The sequence below is a fragment of the Paenibacillus ilasis genome, assembly GCF_043195395.1.
In the GTDB taxonomy this organism is placed as follows: Bacteria; Bacillota; Bacilli; order Paenibacillales; family Paenibacillaceae; genus Paenibacillus_AQ; species Paenibacillus_AQ lautus.
This window is the reverse complement of record NZ_JBHDJG010000001.1, coordinates 548273-564130: the sequence shown is the minus strand read 5'-3', so window position 1 is coordinate 564130 and position 15858 is coordinate 548273. Positions and strand designations below refer to the sequence as shown.

At 51.3% G+C, this 15858-nt stretch carries 19 protein-coding genes; 12 read left to right on the top strand and 7 right to left on the bottom strand.

Going from position 1 to position 15858, the window contains the following annotated elements:
• The first annotated feature begins 28 nt into the window (after nucleotides 1-28).
• From ACETK5_RS02885 to ACETK5_RS02875, 3 genes are all read left to right on the top strand, one after another.
• Nucleotides 29-355, top strand: a complete 327-nt coding sequence (locus tag ACETK5_RS02885) for a YtrH family sporulation protein (protein ID WP_100538805.1) — start codon at nucleotides 29-31, stop codon at nucleotides 353-355.
• 3 nt (nucleotides 356-358) lie between these two features.
• Nucleotides 359-862: a hypothetical protein gene (locus ACETK5_RS02880; RefSeq protein WP_394054272.1), complete on the top strand. Its 504-nt coding sequence runs from the start codon at nucleotides 359-361 to the stop codon at nucleotides 860-862.
• Nucleotides 863-953: 91 nt separating this feature from the next.
• Entirely contained in the window at nucleotides 954-1265 is a 312-nt protein-coding gene (locus ACETK5_RS02875) for a YtpI family protein (RefSeq protein WP_326114471.1), read from the top strand.
• A gap of 79 nt (nucleotides 1266-1344) precedes the next feature.
• On the opposite strand, the gene ACETK5_RS02870 is transcribed toward ACETK5_RS02875, so the two are convergent.
• The 4 genes from ACETK5_RS02870 to ACETK5_RS02855 all read right to left on the bottom strand — a co-directional run bounded on the left by ACETK5_RS02870 (nucleotide 1345) and on the right by ACETK5_RS02855 (nucleotide 4872).
• Nucleotides 1345-2679 (bottom strand): DRTGG domain-containing protein, encoded by a 1335-nt coding sequence (locus tag ACETK5_RS02870; RefSeq protein ID WP_127593310.1) that lies wholly within the window; start codon nucleotides 2677-2679, stop codon nucleotides 1345-1347.
• Nucleotides 2680-2857: 178 nt separating this feature from the next.
• A complete protein-coding gene (locus tag ACETK5_RS02865; protein ID WP_100538809.1) occupies nucleotides 2858-3145 on the bottom strand; it encodes a hypothetical protein in 288 nt (95 codons plus the stop codon).
• Between the two features lie 139 nt (nucleotides 3146-3284).
• Nucleotides 3285-3632 carry a YlbF/YmcA family competence regulator gene (locus tag ACETK5_RS02860; RefSeq protein WP_071218055.1) on the bottom strand — a complete coding sequence of 116 codons (348 nt, stop codon included), beginning with the start codon at nucleotides 3630-3632 and terminating at the stop codon, nucleotides 3285-3287.
• A gap of 73 nt (nucleotides 3633-3705) precedes the next feature.
• Nucleotides 3706-4872: a DUF445 domain-containing protein gene (locus tag ACETK5_RS02855; RefSeq protein ID WP_394054271.1), complete on the bottom strand. Its 1167-nt coding sequence runs from the start codon at nucleotides 4870-4872 to the stop codon at nucleotides 3706-3708.
• A 136-nt stretch (nucleotides 4873-5008) separates the two neighbouring features.
• Between ACETK5_RS02855 and ACETK5_RS02850 the strand changes: the two genes are divergently transcribed.
• Genes ACETK5_RS02850 through ACETK5_RS02825 form a run of 6 tightly spaced genes read left to right on the top strand, consistent with a single transcriptional unit; the run spans nucleotide 5009 to nucleotide 11723 of the window.
• The gene (locus tag ACETK5_RS02850; RefSeq protein ID WP_394054270.1) at nucleotides 5009-6403 is read left to right on the top strand and encodes a YheC/YheD family endospore coat-associated protein; all 1395 of its coding nucleotides are present in this window, start codon (nucleotides 5009-5011) and stop codon (nucleotides 6401-6403) included.
• Between the two features lie 14 nt (nucleotides 6404-6417).
• The gene (locus tag ACETK5_RS02845; protein ID WP_394054269.1) at nucleotides 6418-7554 is read left to right on the top strand and encodes a YheC/YheD family endospore coat-associated protein; all 1137 of its coding nucleotides are present in this window, start codon (nucleotides 6418-6420) and stop codon (nucleotides 7552-7554) included.
• The gene (locus ACETK5_RS02840; RefSeq protein WP_394054268.1) at nucleotides 7551-8924 is read left to right on the top strand and encodes a YheC/YheD family endospore coat-associated protein; all 1374 of its coding nucleotides are present in this window, start codon (nucleotides 7551-7553) and stop codon (nucleotides 8922-8924) included. Before ACETK5_RS02845 ends, ACETK5_RS02840 begins: the two co-directional genes overlap by 4 nt.
• A complete protein-coding gene (locus ACETK5_RS02835) occupies nucleotides 8921-10027 on the top strand; it encodes a YheC/YheD family endospore coat-associated protein (RefSeq protein WP_326114463.1) in 1107 nt (368 codons plus the stop codon). The genes ACETK5_RS02840 and ACETK5_RS02835 overlap by 4 nt, the downstream gene beginning before the upstream one ends.
• A gap of 59 nt (nucleotides 10028-10086) precedes the next feature.
• Nucleotides 10087-10626, top strand: coding sequence for a GNAT family N-acetyltransferase (locus ACETK5_RS02830; RefSeq protein WP_326114461.1), 540 nt, complete (start codon nucleotides 10087-10089; stop codon nucleotides 10624-10626).
• Nucleotides 10608-11723, top strand: coding sequence for a YheC/YheD family endospore coat-associated protein (locus ACETK5_RS02825; RefSeq protein ID WP_326114460.1), 1116 nt, complete (start codon nucleotides 10608-10610; stop codon nucleotides 11721-11723). Before ACETK5_RS02830 ends, ACETK5_RS02825 begins: the two co-directional genes overlap by 19 nt.
• Nucleotides 11724-11803: 80 nt before the next feature.
• Here ACETK5_RS02825 and ACETK5_RS02820 read toward each other — a convergent pair whose 3' ends face one another.
• Nucleotides 11804-12490 carry an HAD family hydrolase gene (locus ACETK5_RS02820; protein WP_127593318.1) on the bottom strand — a complete coding sequence of 229 codons (687 nt, stop codon included), beginning with the start codon at nucleotides 12488-12490 and terminating at the stop codon, nucleotides 11804-11806.
• 193 nt (nucleotides 12491-12683) lie between these two features.
• Here ACETK5_RS02820 and ACETK5_RS02815 point away from each other — a divergent pair, with 193 nt between their 5' ends.
• Complete coding sequence (locus ACETK5_RS02815; RefSeq protein ID WP_394054267.1) at nucleotides 12684-12962, top strand: hypothetical protein; 279 nt, start codon at nucleotides 12684-12686, stop codon at nucleotides 12960-12962.
• A gap of 31 nt (nucleotides 12963-12993) precedes the next feature.
• On the opposite strand, the gene ACETK5_RS02810 is transcribed toward ACETK5_RS02815, so the two are convergent.
• Together ACETK5_RS02810 and ACETK5_RS02805 are read right to left on the bottom strand one after the other, a co-directional pair.
• On the bottom strand, nucleotides 12994-13203 hold the full coding sequence (locus ACETK5_RS02810) for a DUF5957 family protein (protein ID WP_326114457.1): 210 nt from the start codon (nucleotides 13201-13203) through the stop codon (nucleotides 12994-12996).
• Between the two features lie 6 nt (nucleotides 13204-13209).
• Nucleotides 13210-13608 carry a DUF6220 domain-containing protein gene (locus ACETK5_RS02805; RefSeq protein WP_100538820.1) on the bottom strand — a complete coding sequence of 133 codons (399 nt, stop codon included), beginning with the start codon at nucleotides 13606-13608 and terminating at the stop codon, nucleotides 13210-13212.
• Between the two features lie 184 nt (nucleotides 13609-13792).
• Here ACETK5_RS02805 and ACETK5_RS02800 point away from each other — a divergent pair, with 184 nt between their 5' ends.
• On the top strand, nucleotides 13793-14479 hold the full coding sequence (locus ACETK5_RS02800) for a response regulator (RefSeq protein ID WP_394054266.1): 687 nt from the start codon (nucleotides 13793-13795) through the stop codon (nucleotides 14477-14479).
• Complete coding sequence (locus ACETK5_RS02795; protein ID WP_394054265.1) at nucleotides 14476-15846, top strand: sensor histidine kinase; 1371 nt, start codon at nucleotides 14476-14478, stop codon at nucleotides 15844-15846. Before ACETK5_RS02800 ends, ACETK5_RS02795 begins: the two co-directional genes overlap by 4 nt.
• Nucleotides 15847-15858: the final 12 nt, after the last annotated feature.

Here is a 15858-nt window from a genome sequence, read left to right as displayed (position 1 = left end):
ACCAAGACAAGAGAGGAGACATGAGGGCATGAGTGTTTTTTTATCAAGAGCGATCCTGGACTTTTTTATAGCCTTCGGCATCGTGCTGGGGGGAGCCATGGTGGGAGGCGTGGGCGCCGTGTTGTCCCTGCAGCCCCCCACCCAGACCATGCTAGAAGTTGCGGACCGGATTAAGATATGGGCGCTTGCGGCTGCCATCGGAGGCACCATTGATCCGATGCGGGTCATTGAAAGCAACGTGGCCGTCGGCAATTTATCCCCTGCGATCAAACAAATTCTATATCTCGGCTTTGCATTTCTCGGAGCACACATGGGCAGTGAGCTGGTCAAATGGGTGTGCTCCAGCCGGAGTTAATCCATGCGGGTACCTCCAGCCCACCGCTTCCGCCCCTTCTATCAGGTTGCTTCCATCTTCGTGCTGGGGATGGTTGTCGGCAGCATCGTCTACAACTCGGTCTATCATGCAGCCTACAATAAACTATGGGAAACGAATCAAGGCCAGCAGATCCAAATCGCACAATATAAAAAAGACATCGATTCGTTAAAAAAATACAATAAACAATCCACGGTCATCAAGGAAATCAAGATCCGCAGCGAACAAAACGACAGGGTGCCGCTGGATCCCGTCATCATCAAAGAGCTCGTCAGGCTTATGGGCGACGATCTGGCTGCCCTTCGCGGCCGCAACGTGTTTGATATCGACGCCGACAGCAAGCTGACGCGCTCGCTCCTAAGCGACAAAATCTATACGGTTCGCGAGAAAGATTACAAGGTCCAGATCAGGACCATGCTGGTCATGGAAGGCGTGCTGCAAATCTGGGTTAGCTTTGATCATGTGGATGCAAAGTCAACCGGATCATGATACAATACCGGTATTGTACATGATCGAATCTAACACGCTTGGCGTCGACATCTTCAATCGTTAAGCTGTTATGGACCCAAAGGAGCCTCCCATGATCACAGTCATCCACTATATCCTATACATGATCCTCGTTGTGTCCGTGGTAGCTGCCGCCCTGTATAGCATTCGCGCACGGCGAGTAGCGGATCCCGCTGACCGCGGCATCTATATGTCCATGATGAACCTCTTTATGGGCATTATGCTGGTTTCCCTTTCGCTAGTCTGCATGTTTCTGTTCAGCGGCTCCACGCCGGCTGTCATTGTAGAGGCCGTGTTCTTGGTGCTTGGAGCATTTAATATATTTTCCGGCATAAGAAGCCGCACCTATTACAGCAGACTGAAAAATTCGCGGACAGCCAGCTAAGTGAAATCGAACGAACAGGGGCATCCCGGAAGGTCCATTGCGACCTGGGGATGCCCCTTTATGTTGTCCGGCGTTTGAGTTAGCCGTGATCGATCGCCTGCATCGTCATGACCGCTTTGGCAATCAGGTTTGTCTGATGCTGGATCTCGATCTCCATCTTGCAGGTACGACGGCTGATCTCCAGCAGTTTCGGCATAATGACGATCGGATCCTCAATCTGCACGGGCCGGATGAAATACGTCGACAGATGGTCCAGCACATGATCCCAGCCGCTGATATCCTTGGCCGCTTTAACCGCCGCTTGGCTCATCACGGTCGTGAGCACCCCTTGCGAAATCGTTCCAAGTTCTGAAGCCATTTGGGGCGTGATAAAACCGTGAAAGAACAAACGCCCCTCCTCATCACGATCCTCTGCGATTCCGTTCCAGATCAGCTGATCAAACGTCTCGCCGAGCTGAGGCTGGTTTCGCGCATCCCGCAGTGCCCCAAGCACTTCTTTACGGGTGACCGTAGCAAGCAGCTTACGGTTGCGATCCACAATCGGCAGAAAATCGATCCCTTCCCACATCATAATCTGCGCCGCTGAGGCGAGCGAAGTTTTCATGCTTGCCGTCACGGGGTTTCGGGTCATCGCTTTCTCGATCGGCTGGGTTTCAGCGAGCCCTTCCACATCCCGAACCCCGACGATGCCGATGACCCGGTTCCATTCATCCGTTACCGGATACCGGATTTCCCCGGTCGCCTGTGAAATCCGTTTGAATTCCTGAACCGTGACGGAGTTTTTCAACTGATGATTCTTCGGCTTATCATGAGCGATATCCTCCACCAGCATAATTTTCTTCTTGATTAAACGGTCAAAAATGGCGCGGTTAATCATGGAGGCGACGGTAAACGTGTCATGCCTAGACGATATAATGGGCAGATGCAGCTGGTCTGCCAGCTGCTTCACTTCCCGGCTGGTGCCGAAACCGCCGGTGATCAATACCCCCGCCCCCTGCTCAAGTGCAAGGAAATGGGCATCTTCACGGTTACCGACAATCATGAGGCTTCCGGCATCGATATATCGGATCATTGCCTCCACCTTCATGGCGCCAATCACATACTTATGCAGGCTTTTATTAAGCCCTTCCGCACCGCCAAGCACATGCCCTTCTACAATTTCAACGACATCGGCAAACGTAAGCTGCTCGGATATGTTCCGCGGCTTCCGTTCCACGCGAACCGTGCCAATCCGTTCCTTCGTGACCACGATGCCCAGGCTTTCCGCTTCCTTCACCGCCCGATAAGCGGTACCCTCGCTGACGCCCATCTCTTTGGCTAACCGTCGTACCGATATTTTGCTTCCAACCTTCAAACTTTCAATATGCTGAACCAACTGCTCGTGTTTGGTAATCGTATCATCTCGAACGTCCAACTGTTACACCCCCAGAACACTATCTGTACCATACTGTATCTATTATATCACGTCCAATGACGCTCCCATACCCGTCAGAGACAAAAAAACCTCCCCTGAAGGATAACGGATGGGCGATCCAACCGTATCCCTTAAAGGGAGGTTTTTGTTCATCACAGCTTCCGCTGTGATTTGACTCTTAATTGGCTTCCTGGCTTTTCTGCTCCTCAGGCCATTTCAATTCCCATTGATGCAATTTCTCCTTGCGGATTTCATCGAGCGCTTTTTGTTTCGCTTCATCTACACCGATGAGGTAATAGAGATGCGAACCGATCACGAGCAGGGCAAATCCTGCCCAGACTGCACCGAACAGCGAAACCCATGAGAACCCGCCAGAGAAAGAAATGCTGGGAAGGGCGTATATCAACATGCCGAGTGCAACCAATAGATACGCGGTGTGTTTAAACTTGTTCTTCTTTTTTTTCATTGTAAACGCAGCTCCTCTACTCTCTGAAATCTATATTTCTACTCTATGAGGAGCTTGCGCAATTTATGAGACAAGTTTTTAAAAATATACCGAATTTGTCTTGAAGTTATCGGCACGCAACCTGATGAAGAGAGATCGTTTATGGTTGGGCTGGTCCGTACAGATGCTGGAGGCTGTCCGATATAATCTTGTTCACGTCTTCGATAATGACACTCAGACGCCGCTCAGCGTCAAACAAACGACGGATGTTCAGGTTCAGGCTCAGCACCTCAAACTGCTTCTCCATCTTCTCCATTTCGTCCTGTGCCGGCATATCGCCGGACATCATGCGCTGTTGAAGCTCCATCTGGCGCTGACGGAAGTCATCCAGCATGCGTCTGCTCTCCGGATCTGCATCCACGAGTTTCATAGCTGAGGTAATTTCCTCTACTTCCTTGCTTTCCTTCATCGCTTTTGCCAAATCATGTGCTTTGTCATAAATGTTCATTCGTAATTCCTCCAATATATTCGGCCGAAACGCCGTTTTTTAATTCGCCTTTCGCCTTACTCCATCAAAAATCTTATCTCCACAGCATCGTCAGCATGGATTGGAACAATCCGATCACTCCGCCCAGCAGAACCCCAAGCCAGGTGATGGCCCTGAATTCACGGCCGGACACACTCAGGATGATCTCTTCCAGCCGCTCAATTGGAAACTTCTCCACCTGCTCCTGAACGAGCTGCGGTAAGTTAACAGCCTTCATGGCCGCAGGGATGCTTCGCTCAAGAAAGCCAAGTCCCTTATCGAGCAGTCCAGGCAAAACTGCTTTAATGGCAGGCATTCGCGGTCCAATTACCTCGTCTACGCGAAGAAACTCGATTCGCTCAATCCACTTGGACCAAGGAAGCTTGTCATCCAATGTGCGTGTGATCCAAGCTAGACCAGGCTCACCCGCAGCATGTTCGATGATATTTCCGAGCGGCATCTCACCGTAATATGACAGCTTTCCTGAGATGATATCCGTGATGGTCTTGCGGATCTTCTCTCCCTCCAGCTGCTGAATCAGCATGGGCGTCAGCTTCTGGACCAGCTTATCCTCATCCACAAAGATCGAAGCCATCGTCCCCAGAAACCCGCCAGCCTTATCGATAAGCGAAGAAGCCACATCCGATAGCATTAGCTGCCCCTTAGCGGACAGCAGAGTGTTCTTCAGCTCCTTCAGCACAACATCGGCGGCAGCTCCGCTCCAGCCCTGAATCGTTTCCTCCGACCAGCCGGGAACAAGCTCCTTCAGCGGCTTTGCCTCCAACCCATATCCGTGCCATACTGCTGCGGCACCCCGGGCCGTAAGCTGGCGGGCCGATTGTTCGGCCCTGACCTTCAATTGCTCCCACTGTTCGGAGCTCCATACCTTTAGCGCCAAGTCTCCGAAGCTCAGCTCCGACCGGCTCCATTCCTCCAGCTTCCGATAGAGGCTGTCCTCTATCTTACCCCGAAACACCGGCTTACGAATAAGCTCCTGCAAGCCCTCGCTTGTCACCAGGTAATCCGAGACCACGCGTCCCAACGACTCGGCTATTTCGTCTTTACGCTTTGGAATGAGCCCTGGCGTGAAGGGTACGCGGCGGCCCAGGATGATTTTTTCTTCACGGGGATGAAACAGCATTTTTATCGCAAAGTGGTTCGTTATGCCGCCAACAAAAGCAGCAACGCACACGTTCACCAAAATAAACAGCCAGTTCTGCATTTTAAGCACTCCTTTTTCCCGAGCAGTACAATCACCAAGGGATATATGTCCTCATATGATGCATTACATGCAATGATCAGATGAAGTCTTTGTCTGTTCACTTAAGTATCCAGTTGTTGTCGGAAGGAGATCCATCATGCGCAAATCCAAGATCAAATCCAACACCAAATCCAAGGTATCGGTTCAATTAATCCGCTCAGCCCAGCTTTCGGATAACGATATCAAGCTTGGTGACCGGCTCATAAGACAGCTCCGTATCCCGACAGATTCACCGATACAGCTTGCCTTTGGCTCCTTCAAGCAGGAAATCCGTGTTACCTCGGGAGGAAAATCGAACTCGCTGGCCCTTAGCCCTTCCGTATTCAGCCATTCGGGACTTCTTCCGCGTACCGTCATGAATGTCAAATATTATCCAACGGAAAGAACACTGAAGCTCGGTCCGCTTATCGGGATCATGGTCAGCCGCTACCAACCGGATGAACCTGATAAACCTTTCGGATCGATCTCAGCTTTCTGCCTGGAAATGGTCAACGCGGCCAAGAAACAAGGCGCATATGTATATTTTTTCACCCCTGACATGATCGGTTCGAACCCGTCAACACTTGAAGCTATTGTCTATGACACGGGATGGAAAAAGCTCAGCGTTCCAGCTCCGGATGTCATTAATAACCGGCTGTCTACCCGCAAACTGGAGAATAGTCCTAGCGTACAGCATTTTATGAGAGAAGTAAAATCGCGATTCGGCACCCATATCTTTAACGAGAAATTTCTCGATAAATCCGATGTCTTCGAGGCACTCGGACCTGATGCGAAACTCCAGAAATATTTGCCCGAATCCTATTTGCTCAGCGGTTATCCGACGCTTAAAAAAATGTGCGCCACTTATCGGACGGTCTTCCTGAAACCGGTGCGGGGAAGTCTGGGAAAAGGCATCATCCGGATATCCCGCCAAGAGAACGGCAAATATCAAACGATGACCACCTCTCTTGAAGGAAGCAAGAAGAATACCTACTCCTCACTTCCAAAGCTGTTCAGCAGCTTATCCGGGAAAATAAAAAAAACGCGTTATCAAATTCAGCAAGGATTGGATTTGATTCGCATCAACCGGCGAAACGTTGATTTTCGCGCGCTTGTTCATAAAAACAAAAATGGCAAATGGGCAGTGACTTCGGTCGTGGCCCGTATTGCCGGCGGAAACCACTTTGTTTCCAATCTTGCCAGAGGCGGTACGTTATCTTCCGTCAAGGACGCACTTGCCATGAGCAGTATCCCGTTAACCTCCAAGCAAACGGCCCCCGCCCGAATGAATCAAGCGGCGCTCGATATTGCTCATGGACTGGAGGCTGCCATTCCCTATCATTTCGGAGAGCTGGGCATTGACTTGGCGATTGATATAACTGGACGCATTTGGCTTCTGGAGGTCAACTCCAAGCCGTCCAAAGGGGAAAACGCACCGCTGAATGCCGACTCCAAAGTAAGACCGTCAGCCGTACGACTCGTTCAGTACTGTCAATACTTGACGGGTTTCTAAAAAAGGAGAACCCTATGTCCTCAAACAAGATAGGCACCCTGGGTGTCATGGTATGCCGCAAACCGGGCTTCCCTCCCTTTGGCGAGAAGGAATTTCTTCGAGAACTCAGCTCGAAGGCCAAGGAACTCGGCATGCAGGTATTTGTTTTTTGTCCGGATGATGCCTCCCCTGCTTCTGGTGTTGAAAGCTCCATAGACAGGATCCAAGGATATCATTTCAATCCGGGAGAAGGCTGGAGTTTCGGCACCTTTCCTCCTCCTGACGTCATCTATGACCGATGTCTGCATCGAAACGGTGAGGAAACGGCTGCCGCTGGTGAGTGTCTGAACCGAATGCTGCAGCAGGGCGTAAGGCTGTGGTCACGCGGTCTGCCCGGCAAACAGAAAGTGCATCAATTATTAAAGCGCTCCTCCGCCTTAAGGCCTTATCTGCCGGCAACCTTAAGTTATGCGGGGGCCGAATCACTGAGCAGGGCTTTGCTGGCTTTTGGCAGCAGACTTTTCATGAAGCCTAGCGGAGGCTCTCAGGGCCGTCATACTTTGTACCTCGCTTTGACAGATCAGCAGCGTGTCAGACTGCAAGGAAGGGATCGGAGCAATCGCATATTTCAGCAGACCATTCCCGCACAAGAGATGAATGAATGGGTGAAGCGATTTACCGGCCGACGCCGGTTTATCATTCAACCCTACCTGGAGCTTCGCAACCGTAACGGAGATCCGTTTGATATTCGGTCATTGGTTCAAAAGAATGACCGCGGCAGATGGTCCATCACAGGAATCGCCGCACGGCAAGGCGCAAGCCAAGGGTTGACCTCAAACCTTCACGGAGGAGGCACAGCATTTCCAGCCCTTCCCTATCTAACGACTGATTTCGGAGAAGAAAAGGCCATGAAGATCATTCAGAACATCCGGGATCTGTCCGCTCAGCTTCCATCTCTGCTCGAAGAAGGATTCGGCCGACTTGGTGAGCTGGGAATCGATTTTGGCGTGGATACAAAGGGACGGGTCTGGATCCTGGAGGTCAACTCCAAACCGGGCCGCCGCGCATTTACACTAACGGGAGATGGTCACGCAGCCCGGCTGTCCGTCGAACATCCGATTCAATACGCCCGTTATTTATTGCTTCGACAACTTAGGAGGGTAAATACATGAGTTTGAATTTCGGAAATATTCATTTCTCGCAGCAGCCCGAAAAAGTCGTCTTTTTATCCGGTTCGCTTCTAAAGAGCCTGGGGCTATCAAGCAGGAAATCGATTAAGCTTCGCATCGGTACCAACACGGTGTCCGCCGCTGTGAAACCGATAGAGCGATCGGGGAAACATATCTATTTAAGCAACGGTGTCCGAAACGGAATTCACGTTCCCAGACAGGGCCCTGTCTATATCCATTCCCCCCGTGAGGGAGAAATCGAGCTGGGGCCCGTGGTTGGGGTTCTGTCCGACGGACCGCATAATCCATCCAGCCCTTTTGGAGCCCGAACCTCGTATATTCGTCAGCTTCTTCGTGAGGGCAACAAAAAAATGTTCGTATATGCCTTTGCCCCCCGGGATATCAACTGGCAGCGCGAAACCGTTCATGCCTATATGCTCGGTTCCGGCGGCGGCTTTGTCCGCAAAACCGTTCCACTCCCTGATGTCGTCTACAATCGTCTGCCTAGCCGGAAAACCGACTTCTCCCCTTTTACCAATCAACTGAGAGATCGGTTTCTGAAGCGCAACATCAAGTTTTTCAACTGGGCCTTCTTCAATAAATCCGATGTGTACTCACAGCTGGACGGCGACGTGCAGGCAGGCAAATATCTGCCGGAAACGTATAACAATCCTAGTCCCGAGCGGATTAAGGATATGATGGAGCGTCATCACTTTGTGTATTATAAGCCCTCAGCCGGAAGCTTGGGACTCGGGATTTACCGATTGACCTATCTTCCCAAAAAAGGATACTTTGCGCGATATCACGGAAACGGGGGCAACACCCTCCTCAAGTTCCCGAACTTTAATAGTTTGATGCGCATGCTTCAGGCCAAACACGGCTCCAAGCTGCGAAACTATGTTATTCAGCAAGGAATCCGCCTTATTGAAATCGATGGCTGCCCCATCGACTTCAGATTCCATATGCATAAGAACAGCAAAAACCGCTGGTCCGTGGTTGGTATCGGCGCCAAAAAAGCCGGACGGGGAAGCGTCACGACGCATATCAAGAACGGGGGCTCCTTGATGACGCCGGAGCAGGCGCTCAGCCGGGCCTTCGGCTCCAAAGCGCGAGATGTGCTGGAGCGTGCCAAGGACGCCGCCATCGCGATGTCGGAAGCCATCGAGAATCATCATCCGCATCTGTTAGGAGAAATCGGATTCGATATCGGAATAGATGATAACGAGAGAATATGGATGTTTGAAGCAAATTCGAAGCCGGGCCGATCGATATTCAACCACCCTTCCCTGCGAGGGGAAGGAAAAGCATCGGTCGAGCATATTTTTGAACACAGTATGTATCTCAGCGGCTTCCACAGGGGGAATGACTCGTGATCAACCGAGTGGAGAGTGATGGAAGACCGGTTGTAGCCATCCTGACCATGCACGATTCGCATACGATGTTCAGGGGCAACCGGCAAAATTTTCAGGAAATCATCAAGACGGGAAAAGATATGGGCTTTCTGGTCTATGTAGTGACTGTACGCGATTTGAAGCTTGATACGGGTGCCGTCAAGGGCTACATGCTGAACAACGACCAATCCTGGGAGCAGAGGCTATGCCCTCTGCCCCAGGTTATATATAACCGGATCCCCTACCGAGAGGATGAAGCGCTCCCTTGGGTTCGCCGCAAAATCAAGGAATGCCAAAAACATCCCCATATCGATATCTACAATCCACACTTCTTCAATAAGTGGCGACTGTTTGCATGGTTGAACAAATCACGGTTAACCAAAAAGTGGGCACCTCTGACCAAACGTTTGAAGGGTTACCCCACTTTATATGAAATGATAAAGCGGAAGCCTTACCTGTATCTTAAACCTGAGGACGGCAAAGCCGGGCAGGGAATCATGAGGGTACGTTACCAGAAAAACAAATCGCTCCCCTACCGCATACAGATACAGAACAACAAAAACAGCACCACATACAAAGCAGCCTCCTTAGAGCGGCTTTGGAACCGGGTTTATCAGGAGACTAAAGGAAGCTCATACCTGATCCAGCAGGGAATCGAGCTGGCCCAGGTCCACGGTCGCGCCTTTGACCTCCGCATACTTGTGCAAAAGAACGAATACGGTTCCTGGGCAGTTACAGGAATTGGAGCTCGAATGGCCGGCGCCAAGAGCATAACCACGCATGTTCCTCGCGGAGGAACGATTGAGGATCCGGAGAAGCTGCTTCCGATTGTATTCGGTCAGGAACGGTCCGATGCCATCCTAGGTGAAGTTAAGAAAGCAGCCGTGCATATGGCACGGCAGATTGAGAAGAGCTCCGGTCAGATCCATGGCGAAATGTCCATGGACCTCGGAATTGATAGCGAAGGCGTCCTTTGGTTCTTCGAAGCCAATTCAAGACCCATGAAATTTGACGAACCCGCGATCCGGAAAAAATCACTGGAGCGGATTTTTCAATATTCCGAATACCTGATCAATCAAAGATAGTCCCTGCATCATCTAAATCTAAAGCATCGGTTAAGGAAGACATGAAAGGAGGGGATCATGTGGAAATCTCATGTCTCACTCTCTCAAGCCCGGAAGAATGGCCGCCTGCCAGACAACAGTGCAGCGATTTCTTCCGGCGTTACGGCAACAAACGTTTAACCCGTGAAGGTTACCAGCGCCTGGCCTCGCTATCCTATGACGATCTGCTGCAGCCCGGCACCTCGATCATGGCAGCTACGGTTCGAAGCGATATCGGACGCATACCTGTGGGGATTTGCTTAGCGGCGGATTATGGAGAAGATGCCTGTATGATTGCTGTACACCCTCTATACCGCAACCGGCATATCGGCTCTTCCCTGATCCGCTCACAATTATCCAAATTCGGGCGGCTGCGATGCAAAGTGGCCGCCGATCATTCCGCAAGCTTGCAAATGTGCTTTCATGCAGGGCTCCAGGCCATAGCGCTTGAGCAAGGTCCGACGGGTAAACCTACGCTCGTTATGAGCGGAACCCTTCCCCTGCATCCATTCCACAGTTCTTCAGCATCTCGTGCTGACTCTGTTCAAGAAGGTGAACTTCTGTGTCAAAACCCGTATTAGGTATTATGACGTTATACTTGGATGAACGGAAAACGCTGGAGGAGCGGCATATCTACGAGCATATGATCAGGGAAGGAAAAGCGATGGGGCTTGACGTTTACGTCTTCACTCCCGCCGACGTTAACAGTGCCCAAGGCCTGATCAACGCCATGGAATACGATCCCGATCACCGGAGATGGAGCCGGAAATGGCGCTCGTTTCCCAATATGATTTTTGATCGCTGCCGCATTCAAAAGAGCCCCCGCTTCCAACAGCTGCTGCGCTTTCGTTCCCGCTATCGGTATTTGCTGTTTCTGAACCGACCATTACGCAACAAATGGACGATTCATCAAGTACTGTCCACCAAGAAACGCTTCCGCCCCCATCTGCCGGATACCCGGATCGTAACAAGCGCAGGTGATATCCACCGGATGCTAAATGTTCATCCTACCGTCTATTTTAAACCGATCAACGGAACGGGCGGACGCGGAATTCTGCGGATTACGAAGGTCCCCGGTGTTACGGGCACGTATGAAATCCGGGGACGCAATTCCAACCGGAGCATCATTAGACCGAAACGAATGCCTTCAGGCCATTTGGCGCAATATTTGTCGGGCTGGGGCAATAAAGATCGATATCTGGTTCAAGAAGGGATACAGCTCGAACTCCCGGATGGAAGAGTGCATGATTACCGGATGCTCGTACAGAAAAACGGAGCAGGCCAATGGCAAGTGACCGGTTGCGTGGGGCGCGTCGGGGCGCCGAAGAGCGTTACCTCCAACCTGCATGGCGGCGGACGCGCGACCATGATGGAAGAATTGTTAAGTAAATGGATCACGGATCCGGTAAAGCGCGCCAACATTCGCGAGGAAGCCGATTCCCTCGGTGTGGATGTAGCCCAATTTCTTGACGGACAGTATGGAGGCTTGTGCGAGCTTGCCCTGGATCTGGCCGTGGACAAAACCGGAAGAATTCTTCTCCTCGAGGTGAATCCGAAGCCATCAAGGGAAGTCTTCTCCCAAATCGGCGATATGGCCGCCTACCGTGAATCCATGGTGAAGCCTTTGGAGTATGCGCTGTGGGTGTACAGTCAAAAAAAATCCGCGAAAAATGCGTAAGCCAGAAACGCACAAAGGCTGTTTCCAAGAGGGTACTTGCTACTCTTGGGAACAGCCTTTGTGACTCCTATCTATCCTATCTACTCGGCTTGATCGTGAAGCTTCAGCAGGTGTGAAAAAGAATGAATAACGACGTCGGATCCCTTCAGCTCCTGCTCCCCGCCAAAGCCTGCATAGCGGCAGCCAATGACGGTTTGTCCGTTCTCTTTGCCTGCCTCCACATCCGATGACCGGTCCCCTACCATCCAGGCGTCCCGGATATCATGTTCATCCAGCAGCAGTCTTACCAAGTCCACCTTGGAAGCCGTTCCATGCTCTCCGGCACTGTAGACGCCTTCAAAAAGCGACATGATCCCTCTCGCTTCGGCTATGCCTTTCACGTAATGCTCTAGGCCGTTGCTGGCAACAAACAATCGGACACCGCGCCGTTGAAGCTCCTCCAGCGTCTCCTTCACCTCAGGATACAATACGGCTGCTTCATTGTTTAAGCCTTCGAGCTCCAGCTGCAGCAGCAGCTCGTCGGCACGGCGATGGGCCGCCTGCGTTCCATTCGGTATGACAATCTTCCAAATGTCTTCGAGCAGCATTCCCAGACATCCAAGCATGAGCTCCTCATCCGGCGTTTCTCCTTCATAATGCCCCTCTTCACGCAAAATGTCGAACAATTTGTGATAGGCGGGCAGCAGCAGGGTCTCCGTCTGAAACAGCGTTCCATCCATGTCAAATATCATCGCTTCCGGCTTGATCAACGTTGCTGTATTTTCCAATTTGGTCCTTCCCTTCCCTTTGCTCCATATAATCTGATTCTAGTCTAATCTTTCCTCATCATATAGGAACCATATCACATCTGCAAACCCCATTTCCTCATTACTTTTGATCTATGGCCTATAAAATATGCGTAACTAGGGGAGCTTTATAGTTGTTATACATATAACGAGTACGAATGAGAGGGTGATTGACATGCCTGGAACAAGGGTGTCTGATACTGCGCCGTCAATTGGGCAGCTGGAAGCCGAGCTGCTGGCAGAGCTAAGCCGCTATGAGCCTCATGAACAAGCTGCCATTCTCAAGCGGATGGTGAGCCGCCTTAAGAAAGGACGGTATGTCCGCAGCCCGATCGTTATTGTTAAAGAGATGATCCGGACGCCGCTTGTATGGCTGCTGCTGTCCATGGGAGTGATGATTCCCATTCTATTCTATATCCTGTTCGTTTGGGTATCGCTGGCGGTTGAAGGGTAATAGGGTGGCGGTAGGTGCCACCTGATTGGCGTTACCGTTTGAAGGCCGGACGCGGCCGCCAAATCATTAATATGGCAGCGCACCATACAGAGGTAATTACCGGAAGATACTTGATACCCTTCAACCCATCTTCGTCTCCTCCATATAACACGTGCGATATCACGGCAATTACTTCATTCAGAATGACCCCGCCCGCAAAACCTCCGATTAAAGCCATTACCAACACCGCAAGGCCTTTCATTTCAATCTACCCCTCCTGTCCCTGACGATAGGACGGCGGTACGGAGCGCGCCGTATCCACCGCGAGCCAGAACAATCCGATGGCAATAACCGGATGCCATGCACCCGCACCAGGGAAATTGGCCGTGAAATATTGGCTGAAAACCAATAACAACAGGACCAATGATCTCCATTTATACTTGGCGGGCAGCTTGCCTGCAAAACCCGAAAGCAGCATAAGCAGAGGCACAATTTCAAAAAAATGGACAAACAGGGTATGACTCCTCCACATCGAACCATCGTGAAACAGCGCCATCCCGGCAAATAGCGTCTGAATGGCAATGCAAACAACAAAAATCCATGCCAGCCCTATTGAAATCCAAACGGCGAGCGGTGTTTTTCTTACAGATGAAGCTTGTTGACTCATATCGGTATCCCTCCCCTCTCTCATTTCATAATCTTTACGGGTACCATCCTATCACCGGAATGTTGTGATCTTGTGATGATGGGTTGCGTATTCCGTGAAATTTTCCAATTGCGGCTGGAAACCGTATATAATGGGGTGGATTTATGGTTAAACCTAACGAATCAAAAGAAAGGCAGGATTCAGCATGGCACATACCTTGCTTCTTGTGGACGATGAACGGAAAGTCATAGAATTTATGGAGCCATTCCTCCGGCAAGAGGGATTTCAGATTGTTACCGCAGCCACAGGTACGGAGGCTTTGGCCAAAGCGAGGGATTTCAAGCCTTCCTTGGTCATACTCGATTGGATGCTGCCTGAATTAAGCGGCATTGAGGTATGCCGCGAGCTCAGAAAATCAAGCCGTGTCGGCATCATTATGGTTACTGCAAGGATTGAGGAGACGGATAAACTAATCGGGCTTGAGGTAGGGGCGGATGATTATATGACCAAGCCTTTCTCACTCCGCGAGCTGGCTGCCCGGATTCGTTCAGTTCTGCGCAGAATGGAAGGCGGTTCGGTATCCGATGATTTGCTTGAGCGCGGCGAATTAACGATCTCGGAAACCCAATGCCGGGTTTGGAAACGCGGCCAGGAGATCCAGCTGACTCCTACCGAATTCAAGCTCCTCCTTACCCTTGCTTCCAGACCGGGCGTGGTATACAGCCGTTTGCAGCTGCTTCAAGCGGCCATGGAGGACGATATCCATAATGATGAACGGACCGCAGACGCCCATATCAGCCGGATCCGCAAAAAAATCGAAGATGACCCTGCCGAGCCGGTTTTTATAAAAACGGTGTATGGATTCGGTTACCGGTTTGAACAGCAGCCATGAGTGTTGGACGCAAAATATTCATCGTGATGTCGTCGTTTATTATCGGATTCAGCACCGTATTCGTCCTTCTTACGTATATCGTGATCCGCGACTCCATGGATGTCATACTGCAAACCTCGCGCAAAGAAGAACTGAATCAGCTTCAGGACAAGCTGCTCAGCTACTATGTAAAGAACGGGCAGACCTTCAATGCCATACAGGATAAGGCATGGTTAGCCGAAAGTCCGCATGCAGCCGACCGTCAGGAAAGTATGCTGCTGGTTTCCAGGGAACAAACGATTCTGTTGCATGAGGGGGATGCGGTGGAGAAACAGATCAAACGCTTGGGGGTTAAACGAACGTTATTTTTTGAAGGCGAACCGATCGCGGACATGTATTATTATGATACGGATGTAGCAAACCTGACCAAGCTTCGGATCGGCACACCCACCTCCATCATCATTCTGTTGGGGGGAGGTACTGTCCTCTTCGTCCTGCTCTCCCTCGGAGCCGCCTACTGGGTATCGCGGAGGCTGACCGCGCCGTTGCGCAAACTCGTACCGGCCATCGAACGACTCGGTCAAGGCGAGTACGGTGTTCAGGCTCCCGTCACCTCGGAGGATGAATACGGAAGGGTCGCGGTTGCTTTCAACGGAATGTCTTCCAGGCTCGAGCAGTCCGAGACGGTCCGCCGCAATCTGGTGGCTGATGTCGCGCACGAGCTTCGAACACCACTGACGATCGTAAGAGGCAAGCTGGATCTGCTTCAACAGAGCAGGCAACCGATCCAGCCGGAACACTTGCTCCCCATCCAGGATGAGTTGATTCGCTTAACCCGTCTCGTGGGCGATCTCCATCAACTATCTCTGGCCGAAGCGAAGCAGCTGCCGCTGGTTCGGAAACCCACGGACATGCTGGATCTTCTGGGTCAGATACAGGAGCGCATCGAGCCAGATGCCGATGCCAAGAACTTGACCTTGCGTTTGACGAGCGCTACGGAGCGTACTTCCGTTCCTGTGGATCCAAGCCGAACCACACAGGCGTTTCTGAATCTATTCATCAACGCGGTTCGGTATACACCCCAAGGCGGGCTTGTCCACACCGCGTTACAAGAGGAGCCCGCTTCCGGCATGCTTCGAATTGATATTCGGGATACAGGTCCAGGGATTGAGGAGGAGCATCTTCCCTTTCTCTTTGACCGCTTCTACCGCACGGATGAAGCACGTGCGCGGCATCAAGGCGGCATGGGACTGGGTCTGGCGATTGCCAAGGAATTTATCGTATCTCATGGTGGCACGATTCAGGCAGAGAGCCAGCAGGGGCAAGGAACTACATTTACGGTCCGGCTGCCCTATCATGACTCGGATCAGCAGCCGCAGGGGATATAATGGCCCCCATAA